The following is a 14,831-nucleotide window of genomic DNA, read 5'->3' on the forward strand; positions in this document are numbered from 1 at the left end:
GCCCATGCCACCCGCCATCGAGGCCACCGGCCTGCGCAAGGCCTACCGCGAGGTCCAGGTCCTCGACTCGCTCGATCTCACCGTCGCCCGGGGAACCGTCTTCTCCCTGCTCGGGCCCAACGGCGCCGGAAAGACCACCACCGTCCGGATCCTCGCCACCCTCACCGACGCCGACGCCGGCCGAGCCCGCGTCGCCGGCCACGACGTGCGCACCGAGCGCCGCGCCGTCCGCCACGCCATCAGCCTCACCGGACAGTTCGCCGCCGTCGACGAACTCCAGACCGGCGAGGAGAACCTCCGCATGATGGGCCGGCTCTCCGGCCTGCCCCGCGCCGCCGCCCACCGCCGCGCCGCCGAACTCCTGGAGCGCTTCGCGCTCACCGCCGCCGCCCGCCGCCCCGTACGCGGCTGGTCCGGCGGCATGCGCCGCCGCCTGGACCTCGCCGCGGGCCTGGTCCGCCCCGCCGAGGTGGTCTTCCTGGACGAGCCCACCACCGGCCTCGACCCGCGCAGCCGCCAGGAGCTCTGGCAGGTCGTCCGGGACCTCGCCGACGACGGCACCACCGTCTTCCTCACCACCCAGTACCTTGAGGAGGCCGACCAGCTCGCCGACCGCATCGCCGTCCTGGACGCCGGCCGCCTCGTCGCCGAGGGCACCGCCCCGCAGCTCAAGGAACGCGTCGCCGGCCACCGCCTCGACCTCGTCCTCACCGACGCCGCCGCCTACGAGCGCACCCTCCGCCGCCTCGCCGGCCGGGCCGTCCACCGCTCCCCCGAGACCCTCACCCTCGGCGTGCCCACCGACGGCACCGCCGCCGACGTCCGCGCCCGGCTCGACGCCCTCGACCCGGACCGCACCGGCATCGCCCGCTTCGCCCTGCACACCGCGACCCTCGACGACGTCTTCCTGGCGCTCACACAGAAGGAGCCCCTCCATGTCTGACGCGCTCGTCCTGACCGCCCGCAGCCTGCGGATCAGCCGCCGCAACCCCGACGCGATCATCACGTCGCTGCTGCTGCCGGTCATGCTGATGCTGATCTTCGTCTACTTCTTCGGCGGCGCCATCGAGACCGGCACGCAGTACGTGACGTACGTCGTCCCCGGCGTCCTCGTCCTGTGCGCCGGCTTCGGCGCGGCCGGCACCGCCGTCACCGTCAGCGACGACATGAAGGGCGGCCTGGTCGACCGGTTCCGGTCCCTCGACCTCGGCGGCGCGTCGATGCTCGCCGGCCACGTGGGCGCGAGCCTCGTCCGCAACCTCGTCGCCACGACGCTCGTCCTCGGCGTCGCGTTCCTCATCGGCTTCCGGCCGCAGGCCGGACCGGCCGGGTGGCTCGCCGCGGTGGGCCTGCTCGTCGCCTACATCGCGGCGATCTCCTGGCTCTCGGCCGCGGCCGGACTGCTCGCCCGGACACCCGAGGCGGCCGGCGGCTTCACCTTCTTCATGATGTTCCTGCCGTACCCGAGCAGCGCGTTCGTGCCGATCGGGACCATGCCGTCCTGGCTGCACGGCTTCGCCGAGCACCAGCCGGTCACCACGCTCATCGAGGCGCTGCGCGGGCTGCTGCTCGGCCGGCCGGTGGGCTCCACGCCGTGGATCGCGCTGGCCTGGTGCGCGGGCATCCTGGCGGTGTCCGTCGCCGCGTCCGGCACGCTGTTCGCCCGCCGGACGCGCTGAACCCGTACGGGGCGTCTCGTACGGCCGAGCCGGCGGTCCGGCCCGCAGGTACGGGCGGGAGTCAGGCCAGCAGGTCGTCGACCTGCGCCTCGCCCTCGCGGTACCGGCGGGCGATCTCCGCGCTGCAGTCGTCCGCCGTCCGCTGCAGCTGCTGCCGCCGCCGCGAGACCTGCTGCTCGTACCCGGCGAGCCGGCCCATCGCCGTGTGCAGCTCGTCGTCCGTCCGGGCGCTCAGGTCCGACAGCTCCACCTCGGACAGCATCTCGGCCGCCAGCCGCCGGTACTCCTCGCCCCGCGGCGTCGACAGCGTCACGTGCCGCGCCGAGGTGCGCAGCTGCGAGGGGGCGTCCGCGAGGATCTCCGAGAGCTCCGACAACCGGTCTACCGCCGGGGCCCCGGGATCGGCCCGGCGCGCCAGCTCGGCCCGCAGGATGTCGATCCGGCCCTGCAGCATCCGGCGTACGTAGCTCAGGTCCGCCTCGTCGCCCTGCGCGTCGCGGCGCAGCGCGCGCAGCTCCGGCAGCCGCAGGGTCGCCAGGTCGGGCCGGGCGGCGGCCGGGCCCGGCTCGCCGGACCGCTGCATCGGCGGCCGCACCGCCGTGCCGCCGCCCGCCGGACGGATGCCCGCCGGCGTCTGCCCGGCGCCAGGTGCACTCATGTCAAGACCCCATCCCTCGTCCGGTGCGCAGCGCACCGCCTGAGAGGCATGGTGCCACTCCTGCATGTGCACGTGCAGGCGCTCTGCACCCGTTCGGCCCCAGATAGGTTGGTCTGTATGCGTGCAGTGGTGCAGAGGGTGGACGGCGCGAGCGTCGTCGTCGCAGGAGAGACCGTCGGAGAGATCGTCGGCGAGGGGCTGTGCGTCCTGGTGGGAGTCACCCACGACGACACGCCGGAGAAGGCCGCGCAGCTGGCCAGAAAGCTGTGGAGCGTACGGATGCTCGAAGGGGAGAAGTCCTGTTCGGACGTGAATGCGCCCTTGCTGGTGATTTCGCAGTTCACCCTCTACGGGGACGCCCGCAAGGGCCGCCGCCCCACCTGGAACGCGGCCGCCCCCGGCCCCGTCGCCGAGCCCCTCGTCGACGAGGTCGTCGCCCAGCTGCGGGCCCTCGGGGCGCGCGTGGAGACGGGCCGGTTCGGGGCGAGCATGCGGGTCTCGCTCACGAACCAGGGCCCGTTCACGGTGCTCCTGGAGATCTGAGGCCGGGTAACGCGCGTGGAGGCCGGGGCCCACGCCTGGGGCCGGGGTACGACCCGGACCCGGCCCCGACCCGGACCCGGCCCCCGAGCCGCCGGACGGGCCCGGGCCTACGGCTCGACCACGACCTCCTGCGTCGCGGCCGTCTTCTCGCCGACCAGCAGCGGCACGTCCACCGGCACGTTCCGCTTCACGAGCGCGAGCGCGATCGGGCCCAGTTCGTGGTGCCGCCCCGAACTGGTCACGAAGCCGAGCTGACGGCCCTCCGGCCCGTCCGAGGCCAGCCGCACCGGCGCGCCGTGGCCCGGCAGCGAGACCTCGCTGCCGTCCAGGTGCAGGAAGACCAGCCGGCGCGGCGGCTTGCCCAGGTTCTGCACCCGGGCGACCGTCTCCTGACCGCGGTAGCAGCCCTTCTGCAGGTGGACGGCGGTGCCGATGAGGCCGACCTCGTGCGGGATCGTCCGGTGGTCGGTCTCCGCGCCGAGCCGCGGCCGGTGCGCCTCGATGCGCAGCGCCTCGTACGCGAGGATGCCAGCGGCCGGGCCGTGCGAGGCCGCGAAGGACTCCAGCTCGGCACGGGGCAGGAACAGGTCGCGGCCGTACGCGGTCTCCCGTACCACCGCGCCCTCGGGCACCGGGGCGATCGAACCGGCCGGCAGGTGGACCACGGCGTAGTCGTCGCTGCGGTCGGCGACCTCGACCCGGTAGAAGAACTTCATCGACTCCAGGTACGCGAGCAGCTCGCCCTGCGTGCCCGGCTCGACGTGCGCCCACACCGTCTCGCCGTCGTCGACGAGGGAGAGCGCGTGCTCGATGTGCCCGTTCGCGGACAGGATCAGGGCCTCGGTCGCCTGGCCGGCGGGCAGGTCGCTGACGTGCTGGGTGAGCAGCAGGTGCAGCCAGCTCAGCCGGTCGTCGCCGGAGACGGTGATCACGCCGCGGTGCGACAGGTCGACGAAACCGTGGCCGTCGGCGAGGGCGCGCTGCTCGCGGAACAGTTCGCCGTAGTGCGCGGCGACGCCTTCGTCACGTCCTTCGGCCGGGACGGCACCGGGCAGGGACAGCAGAGGGCTCTTCATGGGAAAAAGCCTACGACCCGGCGGCCGCGTCCTCCCCGGCGCTCCCCGCCTTCTCGGCGATCTTCGCCGCGCAGTCCTCGCAGCGGCCGAAGATCGCGAAGTGCTTCATGTCCGTCTCGAAGCCGAAGGTCTCCTTCAGCTTCCCGGTGAACTCGGCGGCCACCTCCACGTCCGCCTCGATCACCCCGGAACAGTCCCGGCAGACCAGGTGCAGATGGTGATGCCGGTCGGCGAGGTGGTACGTCGGCGCGCCGTGGCCCAGATGCGCGTGACTCACCAGGCCCAGCTCCTCCAGGAGCTCCAGGGTCCGGTACACGGTCGAGATGTTCACGCCCGAGGCCGTCTTGCGCACCTCGACGAGAATGTCGTCGGGCGTCGCGTGCTCGAGCGCGTCCACGGCCTCCAGCACCAGCTGGCGCTGGGGCGTGAGCCGGTAGCCGCGCTGCCGCAGATCGCTCTTCCAGTCGGTGCTCACCACGCCCCCAGTGTAGGAGGGCGTGGCGGAAGCACCGCGGGCGTTCCTAGCGGAAGAAGGCGATGCCGTCGTCGGGCATGTCGGGGAGGTTGCGGGCCATCTCGGCGACCTCCTCGGGGGTGACGACCTTCTTCAGGTGCGCCGACATGTAGGGGCGCAGTTCCACCTCGGGGGTGGCCTTCTCGCCGACCCACATCAGGTCGCCCTTGACGTAGCCGTAGAGCCGCTTGCCGCCGCTGTACGCGGCCGAGCCCTGGATGCGCGCGACCGCGTCGGTGGCCAGGTCGATCTGGGGCTTCTTGTCGGCGAGCTCGCCGTACCAGATCTCGACGACGCCCTGGTCGCGGACCATCACGACCTCGACCTTGCGGTCCTTGTCGACGCGCCAGTAGCCGCTCTCGCTCTCCAGCGGGCGGACCTTGTTGCCCTCGCCGTCGAGGACCCAGGAGTGCGACCGGTACTCGATGAAGTCCCGGCCGTCGTGGCTGAACGTCACCGACTGGCCGAAGTTGCACTTCTCCGCACCCGGGAAGTCGGACACGCCCGCGCCCTCCCACGTGCCGAGGAGGAACGCCAGGGGGACGAGTTCCGGGTTCAGGTCGGACGGGATCTCGATCATGAGGCTGCTCTCGCGGTTCTCTGGTGGTGCGGTCTCAGCGCTGGCCCTGGTACAGCTTCTTCACGGCGAGGCCGGCGAACGCGAGCGTGGCGACGCAGACCACCACGAGCAGGGTCTCGAAGAAGATGATCACTGAGTGCTCCTTGTGAGCGGTGAAGGCGGAACGGGCCGGACCCCAGCTTAGTGGGCTGGGCCCCGGCCCGTTCTGTGAGGTGGGTCTACCGGGCTATCCGGCCACCGTGCCCCGGCCTGCCGGGCCACCCCGCTACCCGAGCAGCTGCGTCTGCAGCGCCACCGTCTGCTGGAACGGCACCACCGGCACGCCGCCCTTCCGGGACAGCGTGATCACGCCGAGCGTGTCGCCGGCCTGGACGTACGCCCAGCGGGTCTGCTCGGCGCCGAACGGCTCGGTCTCGTCGTAGGCGTAGACCGAGAGGAACGGCACGCTGATCTCGCCCGTGTCCGCGTCGGCCTTGTGCCCCTCCTCGACCCCGACGGGCAGGATCTCCTCCGGGCTGCCCACCTGGAGCGCGTCGTCCTTGTACTCCTCCGCGAAGGCCACCGAGTTGAAGCGCAGCAGGTGGATCCGGGCGACGGTGCCGTCCGGCGCGGTCCAGCCACGGGAGGCGACGTGCCGCAGGGCGGACTCGGCGATCGCCTGCCGCAGCTTCGTGGCCGACTCCTTCGGGTACATCGCCAGGTACTGCTCCGTCTCGGCCCAGCCGCCGTTCAGCTTCGGGTCCTGCTTCGCGCCGGCGGGCGCGGGGAGCAGCAGCTTGCGCAGGTCGGCGTGGTGGACCTCGCCGTCGTTGCCCTCCGTGAACGGGCGCGGGGCGCCGGCCGGCAGGGCCGGTGGGCTGAGCTTCGGGTACGCCCAGCGCCCGTCGTTCTCGGTGGCGAGCCCCGGGACGTCGGTCCGCTCCATGGCCGTGATGCCCAGCGCCGTCCCCGTACCGAGCCCGGCGAAGACCACCACGGCCGCGGTCCAGCGCAGGACGGCCCGGAGGGTGCGACGGGGTGGGGTGGGAGGTGCGGTGGGGAGGTCGGTGAGCGGCGCGGTGGGGAGGTCGGTGGGCTGGGGGGCGTCGGGGACCGCCGCGGTCTCGGTTGCTGCCGCGGCCTCCGGGACCTCTGCCGCCGCCGGGGCCTCCGCGGCCTCCGGGACCTCTACCGCCCCCGGAGCCTCAGCTGCCGCCGCGGCCTCCGGGACCCTTGCCGCCACAAGGGCCTCAGCTGCCTCCGGCGCCTCCGGCGCCGCCTGGGCATCCGTGGTCTCCGCGGCCTCCGGCGCCTGCGGCGCCTCCGGCGTCGCCGTGTCCGTCTGCTGCTCGGTCATACGTACTCCCCCGGGGACTTGATGTGGTCGAGCTGCTTCTTCACCAGCTCGGCCACCTCGCTCTTGTCGAACGGCTTCGCGCCCGTGGCGCTGACCGAGACGAGGACGTCGGAGTCGTACGCGGAGCAGATCATGCCGCCGAGCGCGTGCTTCTTCTCCTCCGCCTCGAGACCCTCGACCTCCGGCATCAGGAAGCAGGCGGAGTTCTTGTGGCCGCCGATCTTCGGGCCCTTGGGGAACTTCAGCAGCGAGGCCAGCTCGTTCTTCAGCTCGTAGACGCCACGGATCTGGCGCTTGTCCTTCATGCGGACGACCTGCACGCTCACCAGCAGGTCGCCCGCGGGCATCCGCGCGAAGGAGCGGACGGCGAAGCCCTGGACGCCCAGGCGCTCGACCCGCTTCTCGTAGTCGCGGCGCTTCTTGCCGGCCAGGCCCTTGCCCTCCCGCTTCAGCAGCGCCACGGCCTCCTTCGGGCCGAGCTCGCCGTCGTTGCCGTACAGCTCCTCGTCCGGGCCGAGGGTGTAGCCGTCCGGCACGGGCAGCAGCAGCTTGCTGAGCGGGGTGTCGGCGCGGCCCCGGCGCGCCCGGTCGGCGGCCGGGTCCTCGGCGGTGCCGTCCGCCGCGGTCTCCGCCCACACGTCGGTGGGCGCGGAGCGGTCGGCGCGCGAGACGGTGACGCCCGTGAACACGGCCGCGCCGGCGAGCGCGAGGACCACGACGGCGGCGGGCAGCACGACGGTCAGCAGCCGCCGTCGCCCGCGTCCGGCGGACTGCGCGGACGGCTCCTCAGGCCCGGAGCCTCGCGCGGACAGGTCGTCGGCGCCAGCGGGCTGTGCGGACATCGCTTCGGCCCCGGCGGACTGCGCGCTCGGGTCCTCGGTCCCGGCGGCCGGCTGCGGAGCGTCCCACGGGGTGTCGGTCATGGTGTTCCGGTCCTCGTTCACAGACGCCCCAACTGCCGCTCGGCCAACGACTTGATGTCCTTCGCGGAGATCTTCTTGGTGTCGTGGACGAAGATCTCGATCGCGATGTCGCCGCGGTGGGCGTAGGCCCGGGCCTCGTAGAGGTCCAGGTATCCGGGCTCCTTCTCGACGGGGAAGAGGTAGTAGCGCCCGTCGGCGGAGCCGGAGAGCGGTTCGCCCTCGCTGCGGGCCATGTCCTCGCCGGGCATGTAGCCCTGCTGGTCGTCGATGTGCTCGCGCGCGCCGTTGACCGTGGTGGACCGGTACTGCACCAGGCGGATCTCGGTGGTGCGGTACTTGCCCACCCGCCACGACGTGGCGGCCACGCGCCGGACGCCGAGCTCCAGCTGGTACGAGAGCGCGCTGTCCGGCTGGTCGAAGTTCGAGGCGTACTCGCGGACCGACATCCACCCGTCCCCGAACCCGAACCCCGCGCTCTTCGCGCCGGCCGGCTTCGGCAGCAGCAGCTTGCGCAGGTCGCCGTCGGTGCGGACCCTGCGGTCCTCGGAGGCGCTCAGGGGCGTGACCTTCTGCGTCCGCGGGAGCCGCGCGGGCAGCCGGAAGTCGACCTGGTTCAGGGCGGGCAGCGCCGTCGGTTCGCGCTGCGCCTGGATGCCGTACCCGACGGCCGTGCCGCCGGCGACGCCGAGGACGGCGGCGAGGGCGACGATGAGCGCGGTTCTGCCGCGTCTCCGTTCAGTGCTGTCCAAAAGAGTCCCCCCACAGGACCTGAATGGCAGGTTCCGTAACCCGCGCACAAGTCCGACACCCTAGGGGCGCCGGGGGTTGCCCCGCCGAGTATTACAGTTCGGCATATGGCGAAGAAGCTCGTGATCAAGGTGACCGCGGGGGCCGACGCCCCCGAACGCTGCTCCCAGGCCTTCACCGTGGCCGCCGTGGCCGTGGCGAGCGGGGTCGACGTCTCGCTCTGGCTGACCGGCGAGTCGGCGTGGTTCGCGCTGCCGGGGCGGGCCGCCGAGTTCGAACTCCCGCACGCGGCACCGCTCCCGGACCTGATCGACTCGCTCCTCGCGGGTGGCCGGATCACGCTGTGCACGCAGTGCGCGGCCCGCCGGGAGATCACGGAGCAGGACGTCCTGAAGGGCGTCCGCATCGCCGGCGCGCAGGTGTTCGTGCAGGAGGCGATGGCCGAGGACACCCAGGCCCTCGTCTACTGAGCCTCCGCCGGGGCGTCCTACTCGCGGCGTTTCCTGCCGTCGAGCTCGTCCCACCACTCGTCCGACTGCGGGTCGCCCGAAGGGTCGTCCCACCAGCGGTCGTCGGGGCCCCGCCGGTTCGCCACCACGGCCGCGACCGGCGGGATCAGCATGGCCACCACGCACATCGCGACCGCGGCCGGCACCGACCACAGCCGCACGACGGCCCAGGCGCCCACGAACAGGACCAGGCAGACGCCCATCATCCACAGGTAGACACGCCGCCGCCGTGCGTACATACCTCCAGCCTAGGCCCGGCCCCCCGCCCCCGGGCAGACCGAAGGGCCGTGCCTCAGGTCCTGGAATGGCGTCCAACCGTCCCTGTGCGCCGAGCGCGGAAGCTTGTCGGCGGGCTGACCCGAACGGTCCTGGGCAGCCTGGACCGCTGTCGGCGTCCGTCGGCGGGGCGCATCCCGTACGCCGTCCTCCGGACGATCGGCGGTCCTCGGTGCGCGGGCGGAACCGGACCCCATGTGCTGCGCGGGCGGGCGATGGGTCTCCGTACCGGCCGGGCGTCGTGCTCCCACGCGCCCGACTTCTTCCATCTGCCTGCGGGATACGGACTTCTCTGCCCTGCGCCGCGCGCCCAGCCCCTGGCCGCGCCTCCCGATCACGACGGCCGAAGCCTCGTGCCGGGACGTCGCGCAGGGACTGCAGTCGCTGCTGCTTGGTCGCGCGAACGCGCCGCGTCGGATATCCCCTGGTGCCCGTGGCCTCGTCGCGCCCGCCGACCGGAACGACAAGCCTCCGCTCGATCATCCCGATCTCGGCCGCGAGGCTCGTCAGGTGGGCTGCCTGCGCCCTCCGGGCGACCTGCCACTGATCGTTGGAACCGCGGGTGATCGTGCCTGCCCACCGGGAAGACGTGACGGCCGTCAACTCTCTCTTGCGCCGTGCGAAGTCGGCTGCGGTGTGGCGGGTTCCCAAAGCCACTCGCTCGGCCAGATCACGGGCCGCGAGCCGGGACAGGTACTCGGCCAGCTCACGAAGGACCACGGCATCCCGATCCGACAACCGCAGCCTGGTCCTGACCGTGAGGGCGCCCGTCGGGGAGGCCAGCCGAGGAGGAGTCAGCACCCGTAGACCGGATGCGGAACGCTCGACCATACCCACCTCCGATCGCCTGCCCGTCGAACACTTCAACGAGCCGGGTGGGCGAAGGTCACATCGTCGGCCGAATCAACCGTCCAGAAACGGCACGAAGGACCGCACCTTGCCGTCGGTAGGCGTCCAACCCCCCGAGAGGTGCGGCCCTTCGGCCGGTAGATGGAGGCTTCGCGCCGCGCCGGCTCCGAGTCACGGAGCCGGCGTCGCGCGCCAAGCCTGTCGAATCAGACGGCGATCGCCACGTCCGTCAGGCTGCCGGTCTCCGTGACGACGACCTTGCGGTCGGCCTGGGCGCCGGGGACCAGGGCGCGGAGGGTCCACTCGCCGGTGGCCGCGTAGAAGCGGAACTGGCCGGTGGCCGAGGTCGGGACCTCGGCGGTGAACTCGCCGGTGCTGTCGAGGAGGCGGACGTAGCCGGAGACGGGCTCGCCGTTCTTGGTGACCTGGCCCTGGATGGCCGTCTCACCGGGCTTCAGCGTGCTGACGTCGGGGCCGCCGATCGGTGCTCCACACATGTTCTTCAGTCCTGTCCTGGAGAGGTACGGGTCGCGCGCCCGCGCTTACTTGTTGGCGCCGAGCTCGATCGGCACGCCGACGAGGGAGCCGTACTCGGTCCACGAGCCGTCGTAGTTCTTGACGTTCTCGACGCCCAGCAGCTCGTGCAGCACGAACCAGGTCAGGGCCGAACGCTCGCCGATGCGGCAGTAGGCGATGGTGTCCTTCGCCAGGTCGACCTGCTCCTCCTCGTAGAGGGCCTTGAGCTCCTCGTCCGACTTGAAGGTGCCGTCGTCGTTGGCGTTCTTGGACCACGGGATGTTGCGGGCGCTCGGCACGTGGCCGGGGCGCTGCGACTGCTCCTGCGGGAGGTGCGCCGGGGCGAGCAGCTTGCCGGAGAACTCGTCGGGCGAGCGGACGTCGACGAGGTTCTGGGCGCCGATCGCGGCCACGACGTCCTCGCGGAACGCGCGGATCGAGGTGTCCTGCGGCTTGGCCTTGTACTCGGTGGCCGGGCGGTTCGGGACCTCGGAGACCAGGTCGCGGGAGTCGAGCTCCCACTTCTTGCGGCCGCCGTCGAGGAGCTTCACGTCCTGGTGGCCGTAGAGCTTGAAGTACCAGTACGCGTAGGAGGCGAACCAGTTGTTGTTGCCGCCGTAGAGGACGACCGTGGTGTCGTTCGCGATGCCCTTGGCCGAGAGGAGCTTCTCGAAGCCCTCCTGGTCGATGAAGTCGCGGCGGACCGGGTCCTGCAGGTCCTTGGTCCAGTCGATCCGGATGGCGTTGCGGATGTGGTTCTTGTCGTAGGCCGAGGTGTCCTCGTCCACCTCGACGACGGCGACCTGCGGGTTGTCGAGGTTGGCCTCGACCCAGTCGGCGTCGACCAGGACGTCGGTGCGAGCCATGCTGATTCTCCTCCGGGGCAGTGTGCGGCGGGTGCGTGCAGGGTGGTGCGGGTACGCGTCGTCGCGTGCGTACGGCTACACGGGGCGGCCCCGACTCGTGCGGTCCGGGGCCTGGGGGAATACGGGAGACGGGCGTCCCGCTCAGACGGAGCGACAGAGCATGGCGGCGACGCGGCACAGGTCTACTGCCCGCCGCTTCGTGAGTTCCGCCTGTCGCTTCATGCGTCCGATCGTAGGGACGGACAGGCGGCCATGTCACCGGTGTGTCGTATTTTGAGACGCGATCGTCCGGGATGCGAGACCCCAGCTGCGTCGGGGCGGCCTCCCGGCGGGATCCGCCCCGCCGCCCCGCTCGTGTATCTACAGGTCGGACGGGCTCGTCTCAGCATTCGGCCATCGCGGCCGATTCAGCCCGTCAGGACCACATTCGTCCCCGAGACCGCGATCGCCACGCCGTCCTCGCGCGCCTCGATCCGCTCCAGCTTCATGCCCGGCGGCAGCGAGCCCACACTCCGCTCGAAGTCGGTCCGCGAGCGGACCAGCTCCTCCAGGCCCGGGATGCCCTCGCCGGGCACCTCGTCGGCCCGCACCCGCACCGTCTTGCCGTCGACCAGGGTCACGCTGGACACGACGCTGCGCGTCATCGACCGCCCGATCAGCGGCAGGGTGAACGTGCCGGTGACCTTCACCTTGCCGTTCCCGCCGTAGCCCACCCGCACGTTGCTCGCCGCCGCCGCGGTGAGGTCCTCGTACGAGACCAGCGCGGTACCGCCGACCCCGCCCGCCCGGGCGCCCTTCCAGTCGCCGTCCACGGTGACGTCCTTGAGCGTCACGGACAGCTCGCTCAGCCGGACTCGCTTCTTGCCGGCCTGCGTCTCGGCCCCGCCGACGACCACGTCGACCTCGTCGAAGCGGCCCGCGGCGACCTGGGTGAGGAAGGGGAAGCCCTTGATGTCCACCTCGGTCGAGCCCGCGCGGGCTTCGCCGAGCATGATCCGGTCGGCCGCCTCGGACTCCGCGTACCCGACCGCGAGGCGGTCGACGCCGACCAGGATCCCGCCCAGCAGTACGGCGACGATCAACACCACCCGCAGTGCTCGCATGCCCCGCAGTCCCCCGCTCCCTGCCCGAAAAGGGTCCGGCCCCCTGACATGTCCATCGACGTGTCAGGGGGCCGGATGGTTCCGGGCGACGCCCGGCACGTCCGTGCCGGCGGGCTCAGCCCAGGGCGCGTCCCAGCAGGTAGACAGCGGGGGCGGCGAGCGTCAGGGGCAGCGCGACACCGGCGGTCATGTGGACGAAGCGTGACGGGTAGTCGTAGCTGGCGACCCGCAGGCCGATCAGCGCGCACACCCCCGCGCCCAGTCCCAGACCCGCCGCGCCGGCCGCGTCGAAGCCGGTGAACCCGCCCGCCGCGATGCCCGCCCCGGCCGCCGCGAGCAGCGCGACGGCCACGGAGGCCACGCCGGGCAGCGGCAGCGCCCGCGCCACGGTGGCGGCGGCCACGGCGAGCCCGCCGACGACGACCGCGTCCGGGTCCGCGCCGAGGTGGCCGGCCGCGAGGATCGCCAGGGCGGCCGAGGCGACGGTGGCGGTCAGGCCGTACATCCGCTCGTCCGGGTCGGCGTGGCTGCGCAGCTGCAGGACGAGCGAGAGCAGCACCCACACGCCGAGGGTGCCGAGGATCGCGGCGGGCACGTGGTCCGGGCCGGCCGCGAGCAGCGCCCCGTCGGCGGTCACGCCGCCGGCGAAGCCGAGCGCGATGCCCTGCCGGGCCGGCCACATGCCGTTGAGCCGGAACCAGCCGGCGGCGGTGACGGCCTGGAGCAGCACCAGCGGGACGAGCAGCGCGTACGGCCCGAGGGCCGCGCCGCCGGCGAGCAGGACGCCGAGGGCGGCGGTCAGCGCGGCGGGCTGGATGCCGGGGGCGATGATCGGCGAGCGGCCCTCGGCGCGGGCGCGCTGGGCGTCGGTGATCCGGGTGTTGCCGGAGGTGGTGGGCGCGGAGTAGGCGGGCCCGGCCTCGGCGTCCGCGGGCGCCGGGTCCTGGTACGGGGCGACCAGCTCCTGGTAGGGCGTGACCGGCGCCGGCGGGACCGGCTCCTGGTACGCCGTCGGGGCCTCCGGCGGGAGCGGCCCGGCGGGCTGCTGCGGGAGGTAGGCGGTCTCGGCGGCGGAGGCCGGGGCGACGGTGGGCTGGTACTGGGTGTCCCAGGTCTGGCCCTCCCAGGTCTGGGTCGCCCCCGGGTCCTGGTGCTGCGGCTGCGGGTACGGCTGCCCCGCCGGCGGCTGCCCGTACGGGTCGTACGGCTGCGGCTGCTCGCCGTACGCGTACTGCTGGTCACTGCTCATGTCCGGTGTTCACCCTCCTGCGAACGGCGGGAGCACCTCGACCGTGCCGCCCTCGGCCAGCCGTACGGTCTCATGCGCGCGGGTCCCGACGGGATTCCCGTCGACGAGGAACGAGCAGCGCTGCAGCACGCGGACCAGTTCGCCCGGGTGCCGGTCGCGGGCCGCGGCCAGCGCCTCGGCCAGCGTCTCGGCGGCGTACGGCTCCTCGGCGACGCCCGCGGCGGACTTGGCCGCGGCCCAGTAGCGGATGGTTCCCGCTGCCATAGCGGCGCTCCCTTCGTTCGTGTGCGCGCCGCCCTCCATCATGGTCTATGCGCGCAGCAGCCAGTCGCCGAGCCGGTCGAGGAGTTCCCCGCCGACCGCGTTCTCCGCGTGGCCCATCCCCCGCTCCAGCCACAGCTCGGCGGGCGCGCCGGCGGCCTCGGCCGCGGCGACGAGCATCCGGGGGTGGTCGACGGGGAAGTACGGGTCGCGGTCGCCGTGCACGATCAGCAGCGGCGTCGGCGCGATCAGCGGCACCGCCTCGACCGGGGAGAGCGGCACGGGGTCCCAGTCCTCGTGGTGGATGCGGGTGCGCAGCCCGTACCGGCCGACGAGGCGGCCGACCGGGCGGGTGATCACCCAGTGGACGCGGCGCATCGACGGCGTCCCCCGGTAGTACCAGCGCGCAGGGGCGCTCACGGCGGCCACCGCGTCGGTGTGTGCTTCCGTGCGCCCCTGCGCGCCCTCGGGGTACAGCGCGGCGTGGCGCAGGACGACGGAGCCGCCCATGGAGAAGCCGACCGTGACCACCCGTTCGTGTCCGATCCGGCGCGCCCAGCGGACCGCGGCCGCGAGGTCGAGCACCTCCCGGTCGCCGACCGTGGAGCGGCCCGTGGAACGGCCGTGGCCGCGGAAGGAGAAGGTGACGACGGCCGCGCGCCGCGCGAGGGCGGCGGCGACACGACGCACGGCCGGCCGGTCGGCCGAGCCGGTGAAGCCGTGGGCGACCACGATGGCGGTCGGCGCGGAATCGGGGACACTTGCCCCATCGGGTCCATGTGCGTCATCGGCGACGAGCGGCGCATACGGCTCGTACCGGGCCTCGATCCGGACACCGTCGTCCGTCGTCAAGGTTGCGCGGCGGGGGCCGTACGTGATCGAGGAAACATCCACCATGTGAAATCAGCCCTCTGCCTCGGAACTCCTCTCCGCTATTCTGCTTGCAGAGGATCCGGGCGACGCAGCCACCGGGTCCTTTTGTGTTTTGCCTCCGTTGTTACGAGCAGGTGAACGAATGCTCTCAGGGCGCGAGAGCAGCAAGTGAGTACGAAGCAGTGCCGCCAACGCCTCGCAGGTACCGAGGAGGAACCGACGTGATGGGCGAGCGAACCGTGCACGACCGACCGACGACGACCCTGGCAGGAG

General features: G+C 72.7%; 19 protein-coding genes. 4 read left to right on the top strand and 15 right to left on the bottom strand.

Going from position 1 to position 14,831, the window contains the following annotated elements; translation table 11 throughout:
* The first annotated feature begins 4 nt into the window (after positions 1-4).
* Complete coding sequence (locus ACNJ93_RS14480; RefSeq protein ID WP_418957828.1) at positions 5-943, top strand: ATP-binding cassette domain-containing protein; 939 nt, start codon at positions 5-7, stop codon at positions 941-943.
* Positions 936-1,679 (top strand): ABC transporter permease, encoded by a 744-nt coding sequence (locus tag ACNJ93_RS14485; RefSeq protein ID WP_418957829.1) that lies wholly within the window; start codon positions 936-938, stop codon positions 1,677-1,679. The genes ACNJ93_RS14480 and ACNJ93_RS14485 overlap by 8 nt, the downstream gene beginning before the upstream one ends.
* A gap of 61 nt (positions 1,680-1,740) precedes the next feature.
* Here the strand turns inward: ACNJ93_RS14485 and ACNJ93_RS14490 are convergent, their stop codons facing one another.
* The gene (locus ACNJ93_RS14490) at positions 1,741-2,337 is read right to left on the bottom strand and encodes an ABC transporter substrate-binding protein (RefSeq protein ID WP_418957830.1); all 597 of its coding nucleotides are present in this window, start codon (positions 2,335-2,337) and stop codon (positions 1,741-1,743) included.
* 117 nt (positions 2,338-2,454) lie between these two features.
* On the opposite strand from ACNJ93_RS14490, the gene dtd reads away from it, so the two are divergent.
* Positions 2,455-2,880 carry a D-aminoacyl-tRNA deacylase gene (gene dtd / locus ACNJ93_RS14495; RefSeq protein ID WP_418957831.1) on the top strand — a complete coding sequence of 142 codons (426 nt, stop codon included), beginning with the start codon at positions 2,455-2,457 and terminating at the stop codon, positions 2,878-2,880.
* 107 nt (positions 2,881-2,987) lie between these two features.
* On the opposite strand, the gene ACNJ93_RS14500 is transcribed toward dtd, so the two are convergent.
* The 6 genes from ACNJ93_RS14500 to ACNJ93_RS14525 all read right to left on the bottom strand — a co-directional run bounded on the left by ACNJ93_RS14500 (position 2,988) and on the right by ACNJ93_RS14525 (position 8,058).
* Positions 2,988-3,956 (bottom strand): YgfZ/GcvT domain-containing protein, encoded by a 969-nt coding sequence (locus ACNJ93_RS14500; protein WP_418957832.1) that lies wholly within the window; start codon positions 3,954-3,956, stop codon positions 2,988-2,990.
* 10 nt (positions 3,957-3,966) lie between these two features.
* Complete coding sequence (locus ACNJ93_RS14505) at positions 3,967-4,434, bottom strand: Fur family transcriptional regulator (protein WP_418957833.1); 468 nt, start codon at positions 4,432-4,434, stop codon at positions 3,967-3,969.
* Positions 4,435-4,477: 43 nt separating this feature from the next.
* Positions 4,478-5,050 carry an FABP family protein gene (locus ACNJ93_RS14510; RefSeq protein WP_418957834.1) on the bottom strand — a complete coding sequence of 191 codons (573 nt, stop codon included), beginning with the start codon at positions 5,048-5,050 and terminating at the stop codon, positions 4,478-4,480.
* A gap of 265 nt (positions 5,051-5,315) precedes the next feature.
* The gene (locus tag ACNJ93_RS14515) at positions 5,316-6,386 is read right to left on the bottom strand and encodes a hypothetical protein (protein ID WP_418957835.1); all 1,071 of its coding nucleotides are present in this window, start codon (positions 6,384-6,386) and stop codon (positions 5,316-5,318) included.
* Positions 6,383-7,309 carry a hypothetical protein gene (locus ACNJ93_RS14520; protein WP_418957836.1) on the bottom strand — a complete coding sequence of 309 codons (927 nt, stop codon included), beginning with the start codon at positions 7,307-7,309 and terminating at the stop codon, positions 6,383-6,385. Before ACNJ93_RS14520 ends, ACNJ93_RS14515 begins: the two co-directional genes overlap by 4 nt.
* 17 nt (positions 7,310-7,326) lie before the next feature.
* Positions 7,327-8,058: a hypothetical protein gene (locus ACNJ93_RS14525; RefSeq protein WP_418957837.1), complete on the bottom strand. Its 732-nt coding sequence runs from the start codon at positions 8,056-8,058 to the stop codon at positions 7,327-7,329.
* Positions 8,059-8,163: 105 nt separating this feature from the next.
* Here ACNJ93_RS14525 and ACNJ93_RS14530 point away from each other — a divergent pair, with 105 nt between their 5' ends.
* Positions 8,164-8,526, top strand: coding sequence for a DsrE family protein (locus tag ACNJ93_RS14530; protein WP_418957838.1), 363 nt, complete (start codon positions 8,164-8,166; stop codon positions 8,524-8,526).
* Positions 8,527-8,543: 17 nt separating this feature from the next.
* Here ACNJ93_RS14530 and ACNJ93_RS14535 read toward each other — a convergent pair whose 3' ends face one another.
* The 8 genes from ACNJ93_RS14535 to ACNJ93_RS14570 all read right to left on the bottom strand — a co-directional run bounded on the left by ACNJ93_RS14535 (position 8,544) and on the right by ACNJ93_RS14570 (position 14,582).
* On the bottom strand, positions 8,544-8,804 hold the full coding sequence (locus ACNJ93_RS14535; RefSeq protein WP_418957839.1) for a DUF3099 domain-containing protein: 261 nt from the start codon (positions 8,802-8,804) through the stop codon (positions 8,544-8,546).
* Positions 8,805-9,896: 1,092 nt separating this feature from the next.
* Positions 9,897-10,187: a DUF1416 domain-containing protein gene (locus ACNJ93_RS14540; protein ID WP_418957840.1), complete on the bottom strand. Its 291-nt coding sequence runs from the start codon at positions 10,185-10,187 to the stop codon at positions 9,897-9,899.
* A 45-nt stretch (positions 10,188-10,232) separates the two neighbouring features.
* On the bottom strand, positions 10,233-11,072 hold the full coding sequence (locus ACNJ93_RS14545) for a sulfurtransferase (RefSeq protein WP_418957841.1): 840 nt from the start codon (positions 11,070-11,072) through the stop codon (positions 10,233-10,235).
* A gap of 141 nt (positions 11,073-11,213) precedes the next feature.
* Positions 11,214-11,294 carry an Ms5788A family Cys-rich leader peptide gene (locus tag ACNJ93_RS14550; protein WP_352021666.1) on the bottom strand — a complete coding sequence of 27 codons (81 nt, stop codon included), beginning with the start codon at positions 11,292-11,294 and terminating at the stop codon, positions 11,214-11,216.
* 185 nt (positions 11,295-11,479) lie between these two features.
* Entirely contained in the window at positions 11,480-12,175 is a 696-nt protein-coding gene (locus tag ACNJ93_RS14555) for a DUF2993 domain-containing protein (RefSeq protein WP_418957842.1), read from the bottom strand.
* Between the two features lie 115 nt (positions 12,176-12,290).
* Positions 12,291-13,424: a hypothetical protein gene (locus ACNJ93_RS14560; RefSeq protein WP_418957843.1), complete on the bottom strand. Its 1,134-nt coding sequence runs from the start codon at positions 13,422-13,424 to the stop codon at positions 12,291-12,293.
* A gap of 9 nt (positions 13,425-13,433) precedes the next feature.
* Positions 13,434-13,688 carry a MoaD/ThiS family protein gene (locus ACNJ93_RS14565; RefSeq protein ID WP_418957844.1) on the bottom strand — a complete coding sequence of 85 codons (255 nt, stop codon included), beginning with the start codon at positions 13,686-13,688 and terminating at the stop codon, positions 13,434-13,436.
* A gap of 45 nt (positions 13,689-13,733) precedes the next feature.
* Entirely contained in the window at positions 13,734-14,582 is an 849-nt protein-coding gene (locus ACNJ93_RS14570; RefSeq protein WP_418957845.1) for an alpha/beta hydrolase family protein, read from the bottom strand.
* Between the last annotated feature and the right edge of the window lie 249 nt (positions 14,583-14,831).

The sequence above is a fragment of the Streptomyces tritici genome, assembly GCF_048500665.1.
GTDB classification, from domain to species: Bacteria; Actinomycetota; Actinomycetes; order Streptomycetales; family Streptomycetaceae; genus Streptomyces; species Streptomyces tritici.

Excerpts from the sequence above, each read along its gene's own strand:
- ACNJ93_RS14480 (WP_418957828.1), top strand. The coding sequence starts at position 5 with ATGCCACCCGCCATCGAGGCCACCGGCCTGCGCAAGGCCTACCGCGAG.
- ACNJ93_RS14485 (WP_418957829.1), top strand. The coding sequence starts at position 936 with ATGTCTGACGCGCTCGTCCTGACCGCCCGCAGCCTGCGGATCAGCCGC.
- ACNJ93_RS14490 (WP_418957830.1), bottom strand. The coding sequence starts at position 2,337 with ATGAGTGCACCTGGCGCCGGGCAGACGCCGGCGGGCATCCGTCCGGCG.
- dtd (WP_418957831.1), top strand. The coding sequence starts at position 2,455 with ATGCGTGCAGTGGTGCAGAGGGTGGACGGCGCGAGCGTCGTCGTCGCA.
- ACNJ93_RS14500 (WP_418957832.1), bottom strand. The coding sequence starts at position 3,956 with ATGAAGAGCCCTCTGCTGTCCCTGCCCGGTGCCGTCCCGGCCGAAGGA.
- ACNJ93_RS14510 (WP_418957834.1), bottom strand. The coding sequence starts at position 5,050 with ATGATCGAGATCCCGTCCGACCTGAACCCGGAACTCGTCCCCCTGGCG.
- ACNJ93_RS14515 (WP_418957835.1), bottom strand. The coding sequence starts at position 6,386 with ATGACCGAGCAGCAGACGGACACGGCGACGCCGGAGGCGCCGCAGGCG.
- ACNJ93_RS14520 (WP_418957836.1), bottom strand. The coding sequence starts at position 7,309 with ATGACCGACACCCCGTGGGACGCTCCGCAGCCGGCCGCCGGGACCGAG.
- ACNJ93_RS14530 (WP_418957838.1), top strand. The coding sequence starts at position 8,164 with ATGGCGAAGAAGCTCGTGATCAAGGTGACCGCGGGGGCCGACGCCCCC.
- ACNJ93_RS14535 (WP_418957839.1), bottom strand. The coding sequence starts at position 8,804 with ATGTACGCACGGCGGCGGCGTGTCTACCTGTGGATGATGGGCGTCTGC.
- ACNJ93_RS14540 (WP_418957840.1), bottom strand. The coding sequence starts at position 10,187 with ATGTGTGGAGCACCGATCGGCGGCCCCGACGTCAGCACGCTGAAGCCC.
- ACNJ93_RS14545 (WP_418957841.1), bottom strand. The coding sequence starts at position 11,072 with ATGGCTCGCACCGACGTCCTGGTCGACGCCGACTGGGTCGAGGCCAAC.
- ACNJ93_RS14550 (WP_352021666.1), bottom strand. The coding sequence starts at position 11,294 with ATGAAGCGACAGGCGGAACTCACGAAGCGGCGGGCAGTAGACCTGTGC.
- ACNJ93_RS14555 (WP_418957842.1), bottom strand. The coding sequence starts at position 12,175 with ATGCGAGCACTGCGGGTGGTGTTGATCGTCGCCGTACTGCTGGGCGGG.
- ACNJ93_RS14560 (WP_418957843.1), bottom strand. The coding sequence starts at position 13,424 with ATGAGCAGTGACCAGCAGTACGCGTACGGCGAGCAGCCGCAGCCGTAC.
- ACNJ93_RS14565 (WP_418957844.1), bottom strand. The coding sequence starts at position 13,688 with ATGGCAGCGGGAACCATCCGCTACTGGGCCGCGGCCAAGTCCGCCGCG.
- ACNJ93_RS14570 (WP_418957845.1), bottom strand. The coding sequence starts at position 14,582 with ATGGTGGATGTTTCCTCGATCACGTACGGCCCCCGCCGCGCAACCTTG.